General features: G+C 54.3%; 14 protein-coding genes and 1 tRNA gene. 1 reads left to right on the top strand and 14 read right to left on the bottom strand.

The window, feature by feature from the left end; all coding sequences use genetic code 11:
* Positions 1-304: 304 nt before the first annotated feature.
* The gene (locus tag RBB82_RS16595) at positions 305-1,228 is read right to left on the bottom strand and encodes a hypothetical protein (protein WP_433971861.1); all 924 of its coding nucleotides are present in this window, start codon (positions 1,226-1,228) and stop codon (positions 305-307) included.
* Positions 1,229-1,359: 131 nt separating this feature from the next.
* Here RBB82_RS16595 and RBB82_RS16590 point away from each other — a divergent pair, with 131 nt between their 5' ends.
* A complete protein-coding gene (locus RBB82_RS16590; RefSeq protein WP_433971860.1) occupies positions 1,360-5,994 on the top strand; it encodes a DEAD/DEAH box helicase in 4,635 nt (1,544 codons plus the stop codon).
* Here RBB82_RS16590 and RBB82_RS16585 read toward each other — a convergent pair.
* The 13 genes from RBB82_RS16585 to RBB82_RS16525 all read right to left on the bottom strand — a co-directional run bounded on the left by RBB82_RS16585 (position 5,958) and on the right by RBB82_RS16525 (position 22,511).
* Positions 5,958-7,604 (bottom strand): hypothetical protein, encoded by a 1,647-nt coding sequence (locus tag RBB82_RS16585; protein ID WP_433971859.1) that lies wholly within the window; start codon positions 7,602-7,604, stop codon positions 5,958-5,960. The genes RBB82_RS16590 and RBB82_RS16585 overlap by 37 nt on opposite strands.
* Positions 7,601-8,884 (bottom strand): hypothetical protein, encoded by a 1,284-nt coding sequence (locus RBB82_RS16580; protein WP_433971858.1) that lies wholly within the window; start codon positions 8,882-8,884, stop codon positions 7,601-7,603. The genes RBB82_RS16585 and RBB82_RS16580 overlap by 4 nt, the downstream gene beginning before the upstream one ends.
* Positions 8,881-10,740, bottom strand: a complete 1,860-nt coding sequence (gene drmB, locus RBB82_RS16575; RefSeq protein ID WP_433971857.1) for a DrmB family protein — start codon at positions 10,738-10,740, stop codon at positions 8,881-8,883. Before drmB ends, RBB82_RS16580 begins: the two co-directional genes overlap by 4 nt.
* Positions 10,740-13,400 (bottom strand): hypothetical protein, encoded by a 2,661-nt coding sequence (locus tag RBB82_RS16570; protein ID WP_433971856.1) that lies wholly within the window; start codon positions 13,398-13,400, stop codon positions 10,740-10,742. The genes drmB and RBB82_RS16570 overlap by 1 nt, the downstream gene beginning before the upstream one ends.
* Before the next feature lie 584 nt (positions 13,401-13,984).
* Entirely contained in the window at positions 13,985-15,664 is a 1,680-nt protein-coding gene (locus RBB82_RS16565; RefSeq protein WP_433975395.1) for an NERD domain-containing protein, read from the bottom strand.
* Between the two features lie 414 nt (positions 15,665-16,078).
* A complete protein-coding gene (locus tag RBB82_RS16560) occupies positions 16,079-16,405 on the bottom strand; it encodes a hypothetical protein (RefSeq protein WP_433971855.1) in 327 nt (108 codons plus the stop codon).
* A 39-nt stretch (positions 16,406-16,444) separates the two neighbouring features.
* Entirely contained in the window at positions 16,445-16,639 is a 195-nt protein-coding gene (locus tag RBB82_RS16555; RefSeq protein ID WP_433971854.1) for a hypothetical protein, read from the bottom strand.
* Positions 16,640-17,157: 518 nt separating this feature from the next.
* Positions 17,158-18,438, bottom strand: a complete 1,281-nt coding sequence (locus RBB82_RS16550) for a tyrosine-type recombinase/integrase (RefSeq protein WP_433971853.1) — start codon at positions 18,436-18,438, stop codon at positions 17,158-17,160.
* Between the two features lie 133 nt (positions 18,439-18,571).
* A tRNA-Leu gene (locus RBB82_RS16545) sits at positions 18,572-18,658 on the bottom strand.
* Positions 18,659-18,810: 152 nt separating this feature from the next.
* Entirely contained in the window at positions 18,811-19,731 is a 921-nt protein-coding gene (gene mak / locus RBB82_RS16540; protein WP_433971852.1) for a fructokinase, read from the bottom strand.
* 154 nt (positions 19,732-19,885) lie between these two features.
* On the bottom strand, positions 19,886-20,935 hold the full coding sequence (locus tag RBB82_RS16535; protein WP_433971851.1) for an Asd/ArgC dimerization domain-containing protein: 1,050 nt from the start codon (positions 20,933-20,935) through the stop codon (positions 19,886-19,888).
* A gap of 62 nt (positions 20,936-20,997) precedes the next feature.
* Positions 20,998-21,852 (bottom strand): CDP-diacylglycerol--serine O-phosphatidyltransferase, encoded by an 855-nt coding sequence (gene pssA / locus RBB82_RS16530; protein WP_433971850.1) that lies wholly within the window; start codon positions 21,850-21,852, stop codon positions 20,998-21,000.
* Positions 21,852-22,511, bottom strand: coding sequence for a phosphatidylserine decarboxylase (locus RBB82_RS16525; RefSeq protein WP_433971849.1), 660 nt, complete (start codon positions 22,509-22,511; stop codon positions 21,852-21,854). Before RBB82_RS16525 ends, pssA begins: the two co-directional genes overlap by 1 nt.
* Positions 22,512-22,586: the final 75 nt, after the last annotated feature.

Here is a 22,586-nt window from a genome sequence, read left to right as displayed (position 1 = left end):
TAGCCGTAGATGAGATCTTGTTTGATTCTGAAAGGAATACTGCGTTGATTAGGACCTTTCCAAGGTCACCTTGCATTTGCGCTGCGTAGTCGTGGATTCCAGACTCTTTCAAGAGGGATCGCATTTGTATCGTCGCGTCGAGAATGGACTTCCTAAGTCCAGTTGCCGTCGGCATCAATAGGGCGACTTCCCCGACAAGACCTGCGAGAACCTCTCTTGTATGCTCTTCTCGGCGTTCCAGAGCCCTGATTGGCATTTCACTCCCGTCGGTCGAAACTTCAGAGGTCGATGATCCTGCAGTCTCTTATCGAAACAGGTCAAAGGCCTCGATGTCTACGATACCTTGCTTGTTCTTCACCTCTGCACATAGCCTGCGCCGATCGTGTGAGGTTCGGGGAAACATTGGTTTGTCCTGTTGTAAGCGGTGTTGAAGAATTCCTTCAGCGACGAGATGATGCCTTGTTTTGACGGCCGTCCCCAGTAAGCGCCTGTCAACATTGCCCGAACCCTGACGACAGGAGTGCTGTTCGGCTTGAACAGAGACAAATCTTTTTTGCGTCGGTACCGTGGCAAAAGCGTATCCAAATCCTTTCAGGGCGGTTATGTGAAACGGCCCCGTCCCAATTGACATCCCGTCCTGAGGAACCTGCCCGCCTACCGCCAGCTTGTAAACGAGGTTCCAGAGCATAGGGATCTGCGAATTGTCGTTCCAATTTGTCTTTGTTTGAATGATGATTGCGGAGCTGTTCCGAAAGTTTTCCTCAAAAAACTCCGAAAAGAGTGCGCTCGGATTTCGCCGTGCAGGGCTGTGCTGCAGGGACGCGCCTGGCAAGTTAACAACGATCAGGTCGATGTCAGAGTTGAGCTTTGTAGATGCAGAACTGGAATGAGTAACCATGAGGGCTTGCTTGAGGCTCTTGGGAATGAAGGAGCCGGTCAATGCGATTGCATCGGTTCCGGCTAAGCAAAGGTTGAGGTAGTAGCCCACCAGCGCGGTCCAAATCGAGCCACCTGCATTTAGGCCGGACGGGGTTCGATTATTAAGAGCTTCTGGCAATTGGAATACGGCAGACAGGTGATCGCCAAGATCGATGATCTGCTTCGCGGTGAGCCGCCCCGATGTCGATGCCAGATGCCCAAGCAGAACTGACCGTCTATCCTCGAAGGACTGTATCTTGCCGCGTTCATGACGTACCGCTTTGGCCCTTAAGGTCTCGATCAAGTTCATCCCTCCAATGTACCGCTTCATTGAAACTGTTACACCTAGCTGGACTCAGACATACCACTGTTTTAATAAGGCTTAGCCCAGAAATCAGGGTTTGGGATAGGGTAGATAGTCTCAGGAGAAACGACTGCGCAATGAATAGCACCGTGTCCAGGCATGTAGAGATCGAGAGTCAACGTTGCCTTGACGCTTATCGAGCGAACCCGAAGCTCATCAATGAACATGCGGGCATTGAGGAAGGAATCATCTACGGAGGGTACGGTCAGCGGCAGTTGTACGAGCTCGTTCAGAATGGGGCCGATGCCATGCTCGCCACTTCCGGTCGAATTGAATTGCTTGTCACGGAAAACGCACTTTACTGTGCGAACGAGGGAGCCCCGATTGAGACTGAGGGCGTCGATGTGATCCTGAGTTCCAGCGTTTCAAACAAGCGCGGAGCGGAGATTGGTCGCTTCGGTATGGGCTTCAAGTCCGTGCTTGGGCTTAGTCGTAATCCCTCTTTCTTTTGCAAGTCTGGATCCTTCGGGTTTAGTGAGGAATTAGCAGAGAGGCACATCCGGCCATTGTGCCAGGGAAATAACAGGCTGCCGATCCTACGAATCGCGCAGCCATTGGACGCGCGGAGCGCTGCAGCGGATGATCCGACCCTTGAAAGCCTCCTTCGTTGGGCGACCACGGTGGTGAAGTTGCCCTTATCTGGAGATCACAGCTGGCTCAAGAATTCCCTGCGAGACTTCCCCGCGGAGTTCCTGCTGTTCGCACCGCATGTTGCGTCGCTCAGGCTGCAAGATCAACGGGACGGTGGCGCTGATCGTTTGATTACCGTGAAGCGGGCGCCAGGAATCCTCACCCTGAACGAACAGGGGCGAGCTATCAACTGGAAAGTCTTCAAAACAGTCGTTATCCCTGATGAAAGAGCACGGGCAGACGCTGGTGACCGCGCGAGTCGAGGCGAAATCCCAATCAGTTGGGCAGTTCCGCTTGAACGCGCCGCACCACGGGGCGCTTTCTGGGCTTTCTTTCCAACTCAACAGCAAACAACTCTCTCGGGAATCGTCAACGCCCCGTGGAAAACGAACGAAGACCGCTTACATCTTCTTCCCGGGGCTTTCAATTTCCAACTCATCCGAGCCGCTGCCGCTCTGGTTGTTGAGAGCCTGCCGGAACTCACGACATCGGACGATCCAGGTGTGATCCTCGACATGCTGCCCGGACAGGAGCCCATAGACTGGGCAGACCGTGATTTGAGTGATGTTGTTTACGAACTGGCAAAGATAAGTCCGTCAGTGCCTGATCAGGACGGGAAACTCAGAACCCCAGATCGGCTTAAGCTTTCGCCACGCGAACTTCCTCAAGCGGCACTTGAGCTCTGGAGCAGTTGCGAAACTCGGGGTCGGCGCTGGAACCACCTTTCAACAGAGCGCGCTCAACGTAGAAGACGCATAGAAAGGTTGGCACCATCTACCGCTCAAGTTGCCCCTGTACAGATCTGGTTAGAGGCGCTGATTCAGAAAGGCAACGTTAGATCCTCAGTGGCTGCGCTTCGCTGTGCTGAATTGCTTCTCGACAATGATTTCGAGATGGAAGGCATCAGGACAGCAAAGATAGTCCTAACGGAAGACAATGTTTTCGTATCACCCGATCCTCATCACCTCTTTTTGCCAGGCGAGTACGACCTCACAACAGCGGAAGCCTCCGTGGTTCACTCAGGAGTCGCAAGCGATAAAGCAGCCTTGAGGGCGCTCTTCAGTTTTGACGTAAGGGTAGTGAATCCGTCAGGCGAACTCGCCGCCCTAATCAATACGGGTTTCGAAACATACAAGGATCAGCATTGGAACCGCTTTTGGCAACTCGCGGAGCGCGCAGGCAACGACGCACTTCGTCATCTAACTGAGCCGGCTACTCAAGGAAAGCTGATGGTCCGCACGGCGAACGGCACCTTCCGACCGATCGGCCAAACGTTGCTACCTGGACCAATCGTGCCCCGCCTCGCGAACGAAGAAGACGAAGTGACCATTGACGTTCAGTACCACGCCAAACACCTGGACTTACTTGGCTCCCTCGGAGCGGTAAACGACGCCGTTCCAGAGTACGTTTTAACGCCGGGGCCATTGCTAAGCGCTTACCGCCAGTTCGCAATTGACCAATTCGTAGCGAAATCGAAGACCAGACCGCAGGACTCAAAACGCCTCGTGTTTGACAGATACAAAAGCATTGGGCCATTGCCCGTGCTCGACCAGCTGTCAGTCGAGGGTAAAGCGGAATTTACTCACGCTGCACTTGAACTGCCTGATCCTCTCTGGAAGATGTATCACTCGACGGTGAAAGCATACGATCCAGTCGAGATCAGCCCTTCGCCTGCCTTATGGCTTCTTAGGCGAAGGGGCTACGTGCGCACAAGTGAGGGCATCAAGCCCATTGGCCAAGCATTATCTGCACATCTTTCGGAGATGCGATTGTTCCTACCGGTAGCAGAATTGGATCTGGATATCTCGGACCGTCTTGCTCTCCGCACCACTATGAAACATGCCGATTGGGAACAAGCGGTCGAGACATCTCTTTCGGTTGATGACGAGAGCGCTCTCGCGAAGTTATATGCGAAAGCCTCTCTCGTTGTGCCTGCCCCTAAAGCGATTAGGTGTGTTCTTGGGGACACGTACCAGAATCGCCCTCCAGGTACAGTGTCAATCGCCGTCAGCATGATTGACGTTCACGCTCTTCGGGTCGCAGAGACGCCGTATCTACCTGCCAATACCGCTGAAGCGCAGATACTAGCCGCCCGTTGGGGTTTGATGATTGCTAGGTCGGAGGTGGCAGTCGAAATATCTCCCGTTGACCCTGGACCCGAAGTTCCGCTAGCAGATCGTTTTCCATTGTTGGCGGAAAGGCTTCCGGCAAACATCTTTTTAATATCCTGCACGTCAGTATTGGTGAACGAGATCTCGGAGGGAGGCAAGCAAGTTGAATCCAGAAGGTTTGTTCTTGCTGGCAATCTAGCGTACTTTGATGAGTCCCTCAGCGACACCGAGCTTTTCCGCGATCTTGTGCAAAGCACTGGCGCAGCAATCAGCGAATCAGAAATAGCGAGTTTCGCCTCAAAGTTCAGCGGCGACTCGGAGTCGGGCACTGCGGCAATACTGAAGTCCGATAAAATCAGCCCCGAGCGGTTAGCAAGGATACTAACTTCGGAATCTATCCCTCATAAGCTAGTGGAGTGCCTTTCGGTGGACGCTCTCCGGCGTAAGCTACCGGTCAACCTCATGGAGGCGGTACAAGCGGATCGAAACGGCAAAGAGCTATCTGAAGCGGAAGTTGGCGAGGTAGCATTGGCCCTCTATGGAACCGACGTGCTCCGCGTCTATCGTGAAGAGCTCGCGACTGCCGGCTTTGCTCCACCGACCAATTGGGCTGGAAGTCCACGCGCACGGGAGTTTGCCCGTAGTCTCGGATTCAGCGACAAGTTTGCAGGCACTCCTTCTCCGCGTCGTGAGCCACTTGTCGAAGTCCGAGGTCCTCAACCTTTACCTCCTCTTCATTCCTTTCAGGAAGAAATCACGAACAGGATGCAAGAAGTGTTCGTCGGAGTTGGCGGCTACCGCGCCTTCATCTCTCTGCCAACGGGCGCCGGTAAGACGCGGGTAGCCGTACAAGGGTTGATTAAAGGCATTTCAGCGGGGCTCATCACTAGACCGGTTCTCTGGGTGGCACAACAAGATGAACTATGTGAACAGGCAGTGCAGACTTGGCGCGATGCTTGGTCGGCCATCGGTATGCCCTCAATGCTCAACATCAGTCGCCTATGGGGCCCGAATTATGTGAGCCAGCTTGATGGAATACAGATCGTCGTAGCAACCATGGCAAAACTTGACGGTGCATGTAAAGACGAACGTTACGACTGGCTCAAGGATGTTGGAGTATTAATGATTGATGAAGCACATACCTCCATCACCAAGAGCTATACAGCCCTGTTGGAATGGTCCGGTTTTGGACGGGATCGGAATAAAGACAAGGCTCCCCTCATCGGCCTTAGTGCTACGCCAGAACGTGGAAACGAAGAGGAGTCGAGAAGACTGGTAGAGCGCTATGACGCTCGAAAGCTTGATACCGGCGTTTTCGGCAGTGTTAATCCCCATGAAGCGCTCCAAGAGCTAGGAGTTCTTGCGCGGGTTCAACATGAGACACTCGGCGGAGCCACGATCGAGCCAACAGCAGCCGACCTGACTCACTTTAGGCAATACAAACGCCTTACTCCTGATTTCGAGGAACGTATCGGCCGTGATCATGAGCGGAACATCAACATCTTGACGTCCATGGTTAGCAAGCCAAAAGACTGGACGATGCTCTTGTTTGCTTCATCGGTACAGCATGCAGAGTTATTGGCATGTCTGCTTACATTGGCGGGCGTGCCTTCGGCTTGTATCACCGGGCAAACGCCAGATGGGGCGCGAGCCGACGCGATTGAAGAATTTCGATCAGGCAGGATTCGAGTTTTGACGAACTTCAACGTCCTCACACAAGGATTTGATGCTCCCGCAGTGCGCGCACTCTACGTCGCCCGCCCCACCTTTAGTGCCAACCTATATCAACAAATGGTTGGACGCGGGCTCAGAGGCAAGCTGAATGGAGGCAAGGAGGAGTGCCTCATCGTCAACATTGAGGACAACATGGCCCAGTACGGTACGAGCTTGGCGTTTCATAGCTTCGCTCACCTATGGGATTCTCAAGCTGACGATCAACTTGCTGTAACTTCTCCAGATTCGCTGGGCTGAGTCTTTCGTTTCGCTCGTGTCCGAATAGGTCGGACAGGGCTTACCCCGTGCGTAGACAGTTGTCTTTCTGCCCACTCAAGCCTTTCGATGTTTCGCGTGAGCGACGCCGAGTTGAACTCGAGCAAAGAGATGGTGCCGAACACGACATACTGCGATCCTTTAAGGGTTTCGCGGAGACCGACCGAAATAGCCAATTCCCATGCCCTTGAAAGAAAAGCGTTGAGTTCAGGAACCGTTCGCTTGTTTGTACCTACGCCTACAGGAATACCGATACGCACGCCTGGTTGGCCGTCCGGGTACAAGTAGTCCTCGATGAAGGCCGAATGCAAACCTTCACTTCTCGGCACGATCGCCTGTCCCTCTGGTGAGAGCCCCACACCAGTTCCACTGCGAACCTGTTCGATGACAAACCGTTCGAAGGCATTCGGTTCAAGTTCGGTAGTTAGCACGTGGCGTCCGCCAAAAAGCACCTTCCTAATAACTTTCAACTCGCTAGTGATTGATCTGGGAACGAGTCGCAATTCAATAGATTGACCATGGTCAAGAGCCTCTGCTAGATCACAGATCAGATCAAGCAGCTCACGGTTACTCTTGGTTTCCCCAGGAACCCGCGAAAGTCCCTCGAACGCGTATGCGGCGGTCGTTACCAGCGCCTTCACACGTGGCCCAACCTCAATAGTCGTGCCAAGCATAGATGAACTCTGAAAATCAGGAGCCAAAATTGCGCCTAACGCGGCGCGCTGTCCGATGCTTCTGCGATCATCGAGTGCGGGTGGGTCAATCAACGAACGGACGACCTTTTGACACGTCTCCACCCAAACCCTAAGTGCTTCAGAAGGTGTCTCCGATGCAAGGGCCGCCCTCTTAGCGATCTCTTCAAGTAGCTCCTCGCGATCGAAGCCCCGTTCACTTGCGCGTTCAGAGAGAACCTCGATGGTAGTACACCAAATCATCTCGTCTTCCTGCGTGGCATCGGGATGAAACGACTTAAGTAAATCAGCAGCAATTTCGTAAACATTATCCGGACTGTCGATGGCGCCTATTAGCCGCGAAACCTCGGCTTCGAAAGGCGTCGTTTCTAGGAGAGTGATCAATCCTGCGGCTAGACCGCCCAAATAGTCTCTGCGTTTTCGAGCAGAACTCAAATCTTTCCCAATAGGCTCTGGAGGAATCTGGATTTCCAGAAGGGGCCTCTCGATCCCTCCAATGACGCATTCGATTAGCCTTAAGGGAATATCTGGAAACAACGAGTATGACGCTATGAAGTTCCTGCGTTCATCTTCGTTTTCAAACCTTGCAGCTTTCACGGCTGTGACGCGAAGAAGATCGTTGAGGAATATGACCTCTTGATCTTCTTGTCCAGTTGGCACGACTAGCGAGGCCGAGAGCACGACAGAAGATGCACCGCTGAGAGCCGCTGACGGTACGCATTCACGGAATGCGATCATATGATTCCGCAGGCCCGTCTGGATGTCAGAACTTCTATCCTTTGACGGGTCTGGCCCGAGGTAGCCCGAGCCCAAAGATAAAGCCCAATTATCGGCGTGCATCGGGATCAAGACTTCCGTTGCAGATGACTTTGTAATCTTTTGGCCTTTGCCTTTTTTCATTTGCTTCCCTCGTATCCAACTAGCGGCACGGTCCATTGGACGCCGCTCAAAAGAGTTTTTGTCGTCTGATCATCCCAGTCTCCCAGCCCTGCGAAACGGCAAAGCCCAGCTTGTGGAGCGGGCATGAGTCCCACGGAAGCGGGCAACGGGTGTTGAGGAGACAAATCGTTGAAGACAATCGTGAGGTCTGTACGCGCGCGTGAGGCCATCACGTAAAGTGACATCCGCTCGTTTAGGCCACCAGAAGCGTTGAGATCAATGTGTTCAAGGCCAACGTAAAAAACAATGTCGAATTCCAAACCCTTTGACGACTTCTCATTCAGAATGGTGACACTATCCGGTCGAGAGAAATCCAGATTGTCAGCGGCATGTGACGGATCGGAGTAAAGATACATTTGTACTTTCAAATTGGAACCAGTCAGAGCATGGCTAAGCTTGTTATAGACCTGCTTTACTCGCTTATTGAGTCCGCGCACGATGACGCCAACCTGACGCCCCGGGTTGGACTTGATCTTGCGCTCAATGAATGGGATAAGGATCTTGTCTTCTGGCGAAAAGATGACTTGTGGAAGCCCTCCTCGCCGGGTTGGCAGCTCAAGTTCATGAGAATTGGCTGACACTCGAAAGTGCGAAGCAAACCGAGCGATCTCTTGGGAGTTTCGAAAGTTCTTCTTGAGAACAAAATTCCTTTCGGCGTTTCCCTCAATCAACAGAAACTCTCTAATTTCCTTGGTTTCGCTATTTGACTCGATATCCATCCGTTGATTGTCATCCGCAAAGATCGTCAATTGCGCCCTAGATTCGAGGGTCTTGTCTCGAGAAAGCCTACCTAAAGCGTAGTACAGCTCTTTCGGGAAATCTTGGCCTTCATCGACTAGCAAATGTCCCCAGCCTAGGCACTCGGGGGCATTTGACCAGCTTGATAAAACTTCCCGCGCTCGCAGGAGAATCATTTCCCAGTTCTTCGTATAACCCTCACCCGGAGCGTAGCGGGTATCGCCGAAGCGCTTCCACCAAGCATGTATCCACTGATCCATCGTGCTGACCGGGACATCGATTGCAACCCCTGTCCGAGAATCCGTGTACGCCTTCAGTACCTTGTTCTTCATCACTACTTGAGGAAAGGCTCCCAGCTCGCGGAGCTTGTGCGCCCGGTGAAATGCCATGATCGTTTTGCCTGTTCCAGGCGCACCAGTAATCAGGATTGAACCCGTCGTGGGTGCTGATGCGTAGATACGACGTTGTTCGTTTTCGAGATCGGCTAGATTCGGAAATTTCACCGGCGCTGCTCCAGCATTGGCGAGAAGAATCCCTTTGGTTCAACCACGCCACGCCCGTTTTTTCCGCCTCGTCCAGAAACAAGAATCCGATTCAATAGGATGTTCGAGAACGTGCAGCTAGTTTCGGCGACGAGCGAGCAGGCATGACATGCTGCACGGTTCATTCCTCCGATACCCTGAGCTTCGAGCTCGCGGCAAACTGGGTCTCCAGAACACCATTCACTCCGCTCTACAGCACGGCGAACAGTTTCCGCGAAACGATCCGGTGTTCCCATCTCAGACAGGCCACCCATAGAGCCTTCTGAATCAGAGTCCGCTGTGTAGATGAGGACTCCAGCATGCAAATCGCTGACCGTGCCGCAGTAAATGCGCTCCCTTAGCGAAGTGGAAGAATAACCGCAATCGAAGGACAATTGATTAATAAGTAGGTGTGCGAACGTATGCACCATGATGAAAACGGGATTTGCATGAAAACCGCGTCTTGATGGAAGATTGTCCTTCTCTGCAGCGACGAGTTGATCCTCCGAAAAGTTGAGAATCTCCGTGCTATTCAATAAAAGCCAGTCGCTCAAGGCTTTCTTCGAAAACTCTACGAAAACCCCTTCTCCCATAACTTGAGTCGCCGGTAGCCATGATGGTGCTCCGCGGTTGAGACTCGCGGAGACCATCGGATTCTCGGCAACGGGTTTCCGCCTCTGAAAGCCGCGGAAGGCGCGAACTTCTCTAAGCTTCTCAACCTGCACAACACGGTCGAAGAGTTCGTTGAGGGAATACTGTGCTCCCATTTCGGAGGGCCGGGTGACAAGTGTTAAAGACGTGATCCCCGTAGAATCCGCGAGAACTGGATACTCCTCGCCCAGAATGTCGCGTTGATCAAGATCGGTCTCACCCGCTTGTTGAGAGTTCGATTCGCCTCTCTCAGCGATGACTAAAGTCTTGAATGCCTGCCATGCAGCTGCGGGATCTAGGTCAAGTTGAGCGGCTCGCTCAAGAACATCCTCTTGAACGAATTCGAGGCCAACTAAGATTGGCTTCCCTGGCTTAGAAGCTAAGGAGCGCATGTTCTTCATCAACGCATCGTTGGCGACTGTTTCTTCGAGTCCCGAGGCGATTTTGCTCGCGGAAATGTCTAGCGCCGAGACAACCGAGGCAAAATGGAGAGCGCTAGATCCTCTTGGCTCCATGAACATTCGGCGAGGTTTCTTGTCTGCTGCTTCAGGATCGATACAAGCGTCTGGACTCTGTTCGCCGGGTTGGTAGCCCTTGCATCTCTGCGGCAATGGTCCATCGCTTATGCCTTCCAACGTGGCAGCTGCACCGCAAGAACAGGTAATCTTCATACTGGAGAAATCGCCACCGCTTTGCCCCGTCACATCGAAAGCCAGACGAGATACATTTCGGTCGCATGCCCCAGACACTGCAGGTTGATTACGGCGGTGTGCCCACCCGTACCAATCGACCTCATCGAGATGCCCCCCATCGCAAACGGCCACAAAGCGCATGGGCACCAGCCGGTCATGGCATTTCCCGTTATCACAGAGCGGCCGCGGCAGTGGCTCAGAATCCTGATGAGCATCGCGCGCCTTGCTCCAAAACGTCATGCGGCGGCACTTCGGACAGAAGTGCCATCGCGGAAAGCGGCTGACAGCAACAGCTTTTAGCGGTCGTTTCAGAACTGTACCAGCATGCATTCGCTCCGTGATTGCAGCAAGCTCGAGACGCTGAAGATTCCAGTTTTCGTTTGGCCATGACGCAGTGCCTCGAACGAAGAAAGACTGACCGTCCGCTTCGCACAGCGAACCTATTCCAAATGGCGAGATGAGTTGAGCGCTTCTGATCGTTGGTGTCTTTACCATTACGCCTCCAGCCTTATTTCGGTATCTACGTGTCGCATCGAGGTAAGCGTGTTCCATCCGATTCGGCCCGCGATTGCTTGTCCGAAGGGCAGCAACAAACTAGCCCCTGACTGGTTCCGCTGTAGCCTGTAAACGAGACCGTTGTGCCAATCCTTGCCGTCTACAATCCAGTCCGTCCACTCCTTCACACGCTCAGCCAGAAACGAGGAGATCCTGGTGCGCTCAAGGTCTTCGTGGAGTTCTGGATAAGCTTGTCTCAGGCGCAGCTCTAGCTTTGAAATGAGAGAGGCAAGCTTGGGCTCCTGTGGGTCGAACTTCTTCGCGTCGTCGTTGTCTTTCAGGCTGCCGGCGTGCCGAACCACCGTGACGAGAGCAGCGTGTAGTGCGCGTTCCAACGCAGGGAGCGCCCCTGGTGTAACGCTAGTTGGCTCCACGAAGCTGTAAAACTTATCGTGGTAGTCACGGAATGATTCATAATGCGACCGATCTCGGGGCTTTCCTGCGGAATAACACGTCACGACCAATCCTGGAACTTTGCCGCGTCCAACTCGGCTGGTTGCTTGAATGTATTCAGCAGTGAGCTTCGGTTGACCGTTGACTAGCATGAGACCCAGCCTGTCTACGTCGATGCCCACGGAGATGATGCTGGTACAGGGCGCGATATCTACAGCGGGAAGCTCAGGTGTATGCCGTTGGCCTAGGAGTTGCCGAGCCTGAGGCACGGGAAGCTCTGAGTTTGCCTTCAACTCCAGAACTTTGAGAGGCATGGGGCGTTCGATACTTCGTGATGCGTAGACCTGCACGCGGGCAGGAATTTCGTCACGCGTCGCGTTAGTGATCCGACCAAGCTCTCTCTTGCTATTGTGGTAGGCCATAAGAGTCCAGTAAGAATCCCGCTCTTGATTGGTCAATCGACCTTGCACATCAAGATCTTGAACGCCTTGAAGAACTGCCGCGATGGCCCAAGAGACCGCAATGGTTGGCCTTACTCCCTGTGCCATGATTCCAACGTAGAGTCGTGATCTGGATGTCTCGCCTTCGTCAAGGGTTGCAAAGAAGGAATCTTTGGCTCGGATTCCCGGAGAAGGAAAGATAGAGGTTTCACGTCCGTAGATACGGCGACATTGGGAGGCTGCATTTCTGATCGTCGCTGTTGATCCGACAACTTTCGGCCGACCATTGGCCACCACGGACATCACTGTCTCGAAAGCCGCTTCGTAAATTCCAGCGAGAGTTCCCAGCGGGCCCGATATGAGATGAAGTTCATCCTGAATCACGAGCGAGGGAGGATGAAATTTGGTACCCACGCCAAGTAGTCGCCCCGCCTCCCCATTCCAGGGGATCATCGCGAATTTGTCGATGGTACCCAGCAGAAACGAAGGAGGATTCCGGTACAGTTCCTCATCGATAAACGATATCGGCAGTCCCCCGTGAAACGGACATTCCTCTTCGGGGCATCTCGTTACGAAGGAATTAGCCGTTGAACTGAATCCATAAAAAGATTTGTCTACGAAGCCATCCGGGGTTTCGGCCCTCTCGTCTGGCACTAGGAGAGTGCCGCAACAGGGACAGCTCTCGATTGGAAAAGGGTTCTCGGCCCGTGGTGTCTTCGATTCAAAGAGCGAAGTGCAGAGCTCAAAGGCCCCACTGTCAAATCCTGAAGCGATCCGGTTTGGGCTCACTTTCTCCCCGGCAAATAGCCCAATCTTGAATTCACTTGAACCCAACCTATTGATCCCGTCACCACTGAGGCTTTGTCGAATTAGCTCCAACGCACAGATCATCCCTGCGGTTCTCTGGAACTGATCCGCCGTAAGAAATTGATATGTGTACCTATTCATGACGGCGGTCCCGCCGCCGGCCAATCCATTAACCAAGCGTCGACGCACCAATTCGAACGCAGCGGCAAGGAGGTAAGCCTCAGTCTTACCGCCGCCTGTAGCGAACCAGATAACGTCGACAATTTCACGGTCTGGATGGTGAGTGTCCATCAGTGACGGAAGGAGCTGCAACATGAATGCGAGCTGGAAAGGCCGCCAAGCATGTTGCGATTGAGCCTTATAGTCGATAGGGCTCAAGTCAGCATCGCCGAGAGGGAAAGGACCTTGACGACCGTCAAGCCGATCTCTTCCCGTGGCCCTGTTTGCGTGACACATTGACATCAACATCGCTCGATTGGCGAGGGCGAACGCCTCGTATGCAACCGTGTTCGTCCGCAAGAGTTCGATGCCGGCTCTCATCCTTGCCGCGCTCTGCTTGCACCTTCCGATGATGACTTGAGAATCCGCCTTTAGCTCCTGTTCCACCTCTATCGTGTGCTGGCTTTCGATCCAGCGCTCATAGAAGCTTACGAGTTCCTGAAAGTTATTCGCGAGTTCCGCGGGCGAGAACTCCGTGTACGCCAGACGACAGACTTCGAAAATGCCCTTCGCCTCGAAGACTTCGCCATTCAGCCCCACCCGCAAACTGTCGAAGCGCGGTCGCCATACATGAGCAGCGGGCAGCGCGGACGTGCATACCTCCGTACAAACTCCACCTGCGAGGGTCCAATCTGCAGCTACCCCGTGACCAGCGGCAAATGGGCGTTGTTCGCCGTAAATTAGTCGGAGCTCTCGTTCCTCCGCGGTTGGAGGGATAAAGCGTGAGCTCGGATATGGCAAGATGATCCCGGTCTTGGGCAAGCAAGAAATTGAGACCTGAAAAAGTGCCTTGGAGAGATCTGGTTTTCTTCCCGCTCCTTGTTGTCTGTTGCATACGCTGACGGTAAGTAGCGAGCATCCGTTTTCGAGTGCCCTAGACAAGACTTCAAGGTCTGCGAGTCCCTCGAAAATGGCAGTTCTCGCGAGTCCCTTGTCGCCCACCACGTGAATAGAATCGGTGAGCTGCACCCTTACCCACGATTGATCGGCGTGAGTTGTTTTGCCGAGTGACTTATAGAGAGCCCCGCGGACAGTAATCTCCAAGAGGCCTGCCCCCGATAGGCATACGGAGAGCCCCATGGCTGATGGCGCTGCCGTCCCTGCCATACTGAGTGGATCTGTTTCTTCGTCGTCGCCTTCCACTTCGTCAACATCGAGTTCTGGGTCGAGATCTATGGAATCGCCCGATTCGGAGGGCATAGCGTAAAGCATCCCCATCGAGTAGGCCAGGCTAAGACGTCCAGTGATCTTCTCTTTTTCGGCCCCACATTCGGAATGCGGCTCGCCCAATCCGGGGCCGATGAGTACAGATCTTAAGTATTGAACTAGTTCATCGCGTGCGGCCACGTTGTCTCCTGAATTTGGTTATCCCTGCGCTTCAGTACGTCTGCCTCTAGCTTCTTTAATCCAGAAGTTTCTTCGCGGGTCAGAACCACGGCTAGCGTGTGGTTGGCTCTCGAGAACGCTCGATAGAGTCGACCACCCAGAACTGCTAGTTCGGCCGCATCACCGAGGCCTACTACACAGATGAGAGGCCTCTCCAGGCCTTTGAACTCCTCGACGGTTCCCACTACGACGCTGTCACGATTCTGGCTGCCAGCTGGACGCAGGCTTTCGGATCGAATCTTTCGTGCTTTCATCTCGTCTAGAATCACTTGTTTCTGGTCTTGGGAGTGAACAAGGATCGCCACATGAGACCTCGGAACCGGTAAGTCACCGGTCGTCCACGATGCGACTATCGAAGCAACGGCACTTGGATATGTTTCACCATCCTTGAGCTCCTGAAATCGCGCTGCGGCCCCTTGCCCGAGCGCGGCAGGCGCTCCGAGTGTCGCTCCTGAGTAGCGTTCAATGGTCTCAACAATCTTCGGAGTATTCCTCACATTTTGTTTGAGATTGCGCTTCATACCCAGTCCTTCGAGGTAGCCGAGCGCAGTGACATCTAGCGGGAAGCTTGGCGAGATTTGTTGATTAGGATCTCCAAACCAACGCCAGCGTCCCTTGTCTAGACCTCCCGAGACCATGCTGTTCAAGATGTCGAGAGAATCCAACTGGCAGAGATCCTGACCTTCGTCTACCAACAAAACATCCCAAGGCTTGCCTCTGGCCTCAAGGAGCGAAGGCAAATCATTGTAGGCGGCTATGTCGATACCGGCAGGAAACTCGGCACTCTTTAGATAATCAACAAGGGGCTCACTTCGCGTCGTCAATAACACATCCGCCCCATGGCTTTGGTCGTATCTCGCACAAGCGACCGCTAGGAAGGTCTTGCCAGTGCCTGCGCCCCCCCGTATGAATAAGCGGTCGTTTTCCTGAAGTTCATCCAATCGCTCGTACTGTTCGTTTGTTAGTCGAGTTACGTCTTCTCTGAATTCCTCTATACGGCGCGCAAGCGGAGGTACCTGCTCAAAATTCGGCCTGAGATGCGAGACCATCTTCGCTATGGCTTCGGGCTGTAGAAAAGTCGTCTTACCGCTGATCGTGGATGCCCAATACTGGAGCGCAGCTTTCAAGAATCTGGCAAACGTGTTGTGACCAACACAGTCTCCAGAAAAGCAGGTAATGTCCGTCGGCTGGTCGGGTGTGCCGCCCGTCGGCACAAGCCCAAGATTTGGTATGTCAGTGAACACGACAGCCCAACCACTGGGGGCGTTCCAGAGTTCGTTCTGGAAGGATGGCAAGAGATAATTGTCTCTCAACGCGAAGAAGGCCGTTCGAGCTTGTACCGCCGGACTCTCGCGTTTTCGTGAGGTCTCACCATACCGATTTGTGAACTCCCACATCCCGTTCTTGCAGGAAACACCGCCACCCTTGACTTCGAGGAGCAAAATCCCGAATGTCGAGAGTATGACGAAATCAGCCTCTGCCCACTTCTTGTATTCGTGGCGCGGCAAATTTAGCGAATGTAATGCGACTGCGCCGGCGCCAAGATCAACCTCCTGAAGCATCGCAAAAATCTTTCGTTCAGCCGAACTGTCAGTCCGAAGAATTTGGGACGGAATCATTTTCATCGTGACTCGGTGCTCTCACGACACAGACCGGACGAGCCAGGTCAACTAAACCCGAAGCCACGGTCCATGCGCACGAAAAATTGAATTGAAGTACGCACCAAGTGTAAAGCCATTTGCCTCCACGATGTTCAAGAGTCTAAGCCGAACGCGCCTCTGGCCAATCAGGGTGTCCTCACCATGTCTAGATTCCTATGCTGAAGCCTTATCTTGCGATATCGGACATGACCGGACGCGTCCCAGCGATGTGCAGAGAGCCCTGTGCCGGTCCTGCCGAATCCTGGTTTGGGAAGTCAACTGCCACCGTTTTAGTGATGTCTGACTCCAAGCGTTTCCCGGGAGTTTCAGCATTGTTCGTTTAGGACGCGGGTGTTGTCAGACGTGCGTGAGATGGCGACGTAAGCGAGGCAATTATTGATAAGCTATGGGACGAATCGGTGTCAATGTGGGCAAGAACGCGCCTGCGGTAAAACCTTGTGAGCTATGTGAGGTTATGGCGTAGCCGCGGTCAAACTGACGGAACTCCTGAGGACCGAATGTCACCATGCGGTCGGATTTGCCGTCCATCCGCAGAGTCATCTTGCCGTCTTCTAGGTTGACGACGGTTCCCAAGTCGCGATTGGCAACGCCAAGCTGTTTGTTGGGTGCTGTGAACTGGACGCGATCTCCTGCGGCAAACTCACTCTCTACCTCGCAGAAAACGTCAATGCCCTTCAGCCCACGCGGGTCGTAGGTCACGGTTGAACCGCTTTCCAAAGAGACGGTGACGCCGTTTACTCAGGCATCGACGGACTGGACGGTCGCGAAGCTGCCGCGCTCGATCCCCTCGGCCTTGCTGCCGTTGTTGTACTGAAGTACGTCGCCAGTGTTGTAACGCGCCGCCCAGATACGGTCTGTGCTCGCCGGTTTGTGTGTGAACGCCGTCTGCGAAGCGCGAGAACTCCAACGAAGGAATTTCGCCTGCCAAGCCAAGGCTGGCGGCGAGTTCGCCTTACCAGTCGCGCTTCACCGAGTCGCCCTGCTTGTAATAGCTTTGTTGCCTCACACGTGAACTCAAGCTTGTGATAGCTCTGGGCTTGCCAGAACTGAGCGTTTGGAGATTGTTGGCGTGGTTAGAAGATCCCTGAATGAACCGCGTGATGACGACCGCCTCGTGAGTCATGGAGATCGATTTGGTCCTGTAGATCACTCATCGGCTCAAGCTCCGTTGGGGCGATTGGTGCCTCGGAGATAGAGGGTCGGCAAGTTTGCAATTGTTTCTCTGCCGCAAACGATGTCCGGCTCTCGTTTGCGTGCGAGTTGGGATCCTGAAGACGACGCGGTGGGCAGAAAGCGCCGCCAAAGCGAGGGCCGAAGCGGCCCTCTGTCGGCGTAATGCAAAACCAGGATGGTTCCATCCTGACCAAATAGACAGCGAAAGTACGATCCGGCGGTCGAGCTCTGACCACTTCGACATCGTTGACCCGTCAACGACGGGTTCGCAGCTTGGACTACATTTCGCGAGCCAGCGGAACAGCTTCAACACGCTGCGGTCCCTTCTTGCCATTTGCCTTCTTCTGCGATCGCGGTCTCATGATGTTGATGGCCGCAGCGTCCAGTTGGGTCTTCAGATGAGCGGCGTAATACTTTTCGATCATCTCCACGCTCGTGCGGCAATTCTTTGCGATCTGGTAGATGTCGGCTCCCTCAAGCAGACGTAAGCATATGTATGTGTGACGGAGGCTATATGCTGTCCGAGGTTTCCCGTCGCGATCTGTACGCAGCTTCTCTTCCTCGAGAATGGCGTTGAACAAGTCACGAGGCCATTTAGGAAACAATAAGTCGGTTGGCCCTGGCGCATGCCACTCCCCACTGGACATCGACGCAGTACGGCTTCCTGACCGTCCCGGCCCACCATCAGGACGTTGACGAACCTTCAACCGTTCGAACGGCCGCACTGCACCCGCGGTGCTCTTGCAATAACCGACCCCGCGCTTCCCTCTCACTTCGATCTCCAAGATCGTTTGGCCGCTGCCTGCATCTTCGACGACAGTCACGTCTCGAAACTGAAGGCGCAAAGCCTCATCGGGTCGAAGTCCCGTGTTCGCGGAAAAAAGGACGAAATCATGAATCTGTTCGCCTTCCCAACGAAAGCGAGGCTGCTTAGGATGAAGAGCTCGCTTTCTGGTCGCCTCGTATAGCTGCTTGTACTCTTCTGGAGAAAACCACGCCCTATGAGAAATCTTCGGTGAAGCGCGATATGGCTCTGACAGGTCCGGAAGATGATCGATCCATCCGTGCCGCAAAGCCGTCTTGAATATTTGACGGAGCGTGACCATCTCCTGATGCATGGTGTTTCGGGCAGGTGGCTTCCCGCACTTAGCCCTGGATACTTCAAGCCGGTGGACTCGATATTCATTGACCTTGCCGGCTGTGATCTCCGGAAGCATCATGCTGCCAAAGAACGGGATCAGGTAGTTGTGGGTGCGCGCATGTTGTCCTCGCGCGTATGTTGGGCTTCGTTGTCCCTGAGTCATGACGTCAAATTCGCGCAGGTACAACTTTGCAGTCTCGCGAAACGATTTCCCGCCCTGCAACTCTCCGTCGCGAAGTTTGCCCCGTAGCAGCAGGTACCAGTCCTCTGCGATCTCTTTTGCTTTCGAAAGACTGTCCTCTTTGCTAGTCGTGCGCCGATTTTTTCCTGCCAAATAGGTCGCACACTGCCAGATGGAACTGTTTGTACGTTTGTAGACATGCACTTTGCCGCCGAGAATCGTGTGATGTTCGGACATCAGCAATCACCTCCACGCTCTTTCTAAATATCATAAAAAGTGTGCAAGGGTTGTGCCAGCATTAGGCCATAAAAGAGCCTCTCGAATCGAGAGGCTTGATGCTTCGTAAACCATTGTTTTTACTGAAGATATTTGGTGCCGGGAGGGGGGGTCGAACCCCCACGAGGTTGCCCTCGGCGGATTTTGAGTCCGCTGCGTCTGCCAGTTCCGCCATCCCGGCACTACCGATAATCTCGTTCAACGAGGTTACCTTGCACGTTGACCTGGTGAATCCCCTTTTGCGAAAACATCACCAGAAACTGCGAAGTCGGACCGAAACAATCACGATCCTACGTCTTCTAGTATCGCATAGCCTTCGCCTGTCGGCACCTCTCAGGACCGTTGAATAGGCCATAGCCATGCCGCCCCTCGAACGCCACTTGAATCTCCATACATCGCGGGCAAAATCGGTGTCGAAGCTTCTCCACCAAACACATACTTCGGCAACAATCCAGGCAGCGCCTGGTAGATATGTTGCACTCGCGACACCCCACCGCCAATCACGATCACATCAGGGTCAAGGATATTGATCACATTGGCCAGGCCGCGCGCCAGACGATCTTCGAATCGCTCCACCGAAGCAGCAGCAACTTCATCGCCAGCTTCGAAGTCCGAGACAATCTCACGCGTCGTTCGAGTTCGGCCAGTCACCTCCTTGTAATCGAGAGCTATTCCAGTCCCCGAAACCCACATCTCCATGCATCCGCGTTTTCCGCAATAGCACGCAGGTCCTGGATTCTCCTCGGGCCTCTGCCAAGGCAATGGATTGTGCCCCCATTCTCCGCCAACTCCATTCGGACCGGCATGGACACGCCCATCAATCGCGACTCCACCACCGCATCCTGTTCCGAGAATCACTCCATACACAACATGCACGCCGGCCGCAGCACCATCAGTGGCCTCCGATACTGCGAAACAGTTTGCATCATTTGCAACGCGCACCTCGCGACCAAGAGCAGCCGTCAGGTCTTTGTGAAGCGGACGTCCATTCAACCATGTCGAATTCGAATTCTTAACCAGCCCGGTAATTCGAGAGATGCTTCCCGGAATCCCAGCCCCCACCGTACCAGTGTTTCCAGTCTCTTCCTCCATACGACGAACAAGCCCCACCATTGCGCTGATCGTCGCATCGTAGTCGTTTCGAGGCGTATCCACACGATGCCGCGCCAACTCTACGCCCTGGCAATCGATAGCAAGCACTTCGATCTTCGTTCCGCCAAGGTCAATGCCAATGCGCATCCCTGTATCTGTCATTCAATCTTCCTCATCTACCGCCTTCAACGCAGAGCTCGCGACAAGACACAAAAGCAGCGTAGTGTTTCTGGAAAAACAACCTTGCATCTACCTGCAGAGGAACAGCCTGGTCCCCATGCGTCACCAGCGCGCCGCGGCTACCGCGAGCCCATGCTTACTGCACCTTTCCACGCGGACGCAGCCGTCTCAGCTCCGTCGCACAGGCAATCGAATTCAGTGCCGAAAGCTTCAGGTTATCCGCTGCCAGCCAAAGCCAGAAGCGTCGTCCCTGCTCTCCGTCCCCACCATCCTTGGTCACTCGTACCATAATGTCTTCCTGTCCCGCCGCACTCAGATTGCTCGGCGGATCAGAATCCTTACTCACCACGTCGATATGCTCCCCAACCAGCGCTGCCTCGACCGCATCCACGCTTACCGACTCACCAAACTCCACCAGCATCGAAGCAACATAGCCATGAAACACAGGTGCCTGCACGATCTGCAGCGCTAACGCAGGCAACACACCACCGGCCAGCCCATCATAGTGCCTTCGAATACGCTCTTCCGTCACCCCAAGCTTTACCTTCGCAGCTTCACCCAGCGCAGGCAGCAGATTGAACGACACCTGCGCGTCATACTGCTCGCGCGGCAGCGTCTGAAACGAAAGCAAAGTCACCGTCTGCTGATGCAACTCATCCATCGCTGCGCGGCCATACTCTGAAGCAGGCTCCATCACCGTAGCCGCCACGCTCGTCAAAGCCAGCTTCGCCCTCAGCTTGCCCGCAACCAACGCAAGCATCACTGCAACCGGATGCGCCGCCACCACCGCGGGAGTCTTCAGGTCAGGCCCAGGCCGCTGCTCCTTGTCGGCCAGAACCTCAGCAACCCACGGCGCCCGCACTAGAACATCCTTCTCGCCATCCAGTGCATACGTTAAATCAATGATGCTGGCACCCGCACGGCGAGCCTCGTGCCAGTGCTTCTTTGTCACCGCTGCACTACCTGTAAAAAACACAAAATCCATTCGCTCGAACGAAGATGCCTCCAGCCGCTGAATAAACGCAACCTCGTCCCCAGCCGCAGTCATCTGTCCTGCGACCTCTTCTTCATCGAGCAGCACAAAATCCGACGCCCCCAGCTGCGACTCTCCCAACTCCTCGCTCAGCTCTTTCCCAGCCAGCGAAGACGCCCCAACGATTCCGATTCGATCCAGTCTATCCGTCATGTTCTTCCGTAATCTTTAAAATATGCGCCTCGCAGGCGCCGGACCCTACGCTCGAGCGAACGCTACTGCTGACTCACAAAAGTCGAGCGCCGCCGCCCTCTGCTCCACGAATACGCCAACCGCGCCACAACACCCGACACCAGGTAAGCCATCGCAAGAATGATCAGCATGTACTCCGAATACAGCACAATCAGCGAGCCAATCAATACAATCACCGCTACAAGCTGAAAAGGATGCCTTCCGCCGGTCGTAACTTCCTTCGCGCTCCAGAAACGCCAGTTGCTGACCATCAGGAAGCTCGTAAACACCAGCAGGCAGATCCACACCACCGCTATCCAGGGATTATCAATCGGCGATCCCTTTTGAAAGTGGATCACCGAACTGATCACGCCCGCGCCCGCCGGAATCGGCATGCCGACAAAATACTTCTTCCCTGGCCTACCCGGATTTCGCGGCTGCGGATTGACGCTGATATTGAACCGTGCCAACCGGCTCGCACCGCAAATTAAAAATATGAAACAGACGAACACACCAATGTGCACAATCTGCTCCCGCGCCTGCGGATGTGCCATCACCGGCAGCATCCGAAAGCCCCAGATGTAAGCCAGCAGGCTCGGTGCAACCCCGAATGTAACCACGTCCGCTAGCGAATCCAACTCTTTGCCAAAGTCGCTCGTCGTATTGGTCAGCCGCGCAATGATGCCATCCAGCCCATCGAACAACACGGCAATACCCAGCGCCAGCGCGGCCCGGTCAAAGTAGCTCTGATCCGTCGCCGACCCCTGAATGCTCTGCGTAATCGCATAGAACCCAGCAGCCATGTTGCCCGCCGTAAACAACGACGGCAACACATACATCCCGCGGCTGGGCTGTCGCCTCACCTTACCGTCGACGGCTATCTGCGCCCCGTCCGCCATCAGGCCACCACTGCCGCAGCGGCACTCTTCGCCTGCGCAGTAAGCTCCGGAAGCACAGCCAGTACAGTCGAGCCGCCCTTCACACGCGCTCCCGTCTTCACCTTCAGATTTGCCGCAGCCGGTATCAACACATCCACTCGAGAACCAAACTTGATCAACCCGATCCGTTGGCCGCGCTCCACTCGATCGCCGACCTTCAAATTACACACAATCCGCCGCGCCAGCAGCCCGGCGATCTGCTTGAAGCTTACCTCGTACCCACCAGCATCGATCGTGATCAGCGTCTGCTCGTTATTCAGCACAGACTCTGCCTTCATCGCATTCATGAACTCGCCCTTGCGAAACTCGCACACGGTCACGACTCCGCCCACGGGCGCACGGTTCACATGCACATCGAAGACGTTCAAAAAGATGCTGAGCCGCAGTCTGCTGCCACCGATGGTCTCGATCCACTCCGCTTCAGTAACCACCCCATCGCCAGGCGAAACGATCTGACCAGCCGCCTGCGGGATCGTCCGATTCGGATCACGAAAAAACCACAAAAAGAACGCCGCCAGAACTATCGGAAGAGCCACCAGCGCAGCCGGCATACTCAAATACCAGAGCACAGCCGCGACAACACCAAGCCCTAACGCGTAGAAGAATCCATCTCGAACCATAAGTGACTCAATTATAGGGCCTCGCACACCTCAACTCTGAGGTCAGCCGCCGCCCCGGCCACTGACCCAGACACC

It is taken from the genome of Tunturiibacter lichenicola (assembly GCF_051013355.1).
Taxonomy (GTDB): Bacteria; Acidobacteriota; Terriglobia; order Terriglobales; family Acidobacteriaceae; genus Edaphobacter; species Edaphobacter lichenicola_F.
Note: the sequence above shows the minus strand (reverse complement) of the source record. Positions and strands in the feature narration are given on the sequence as shown.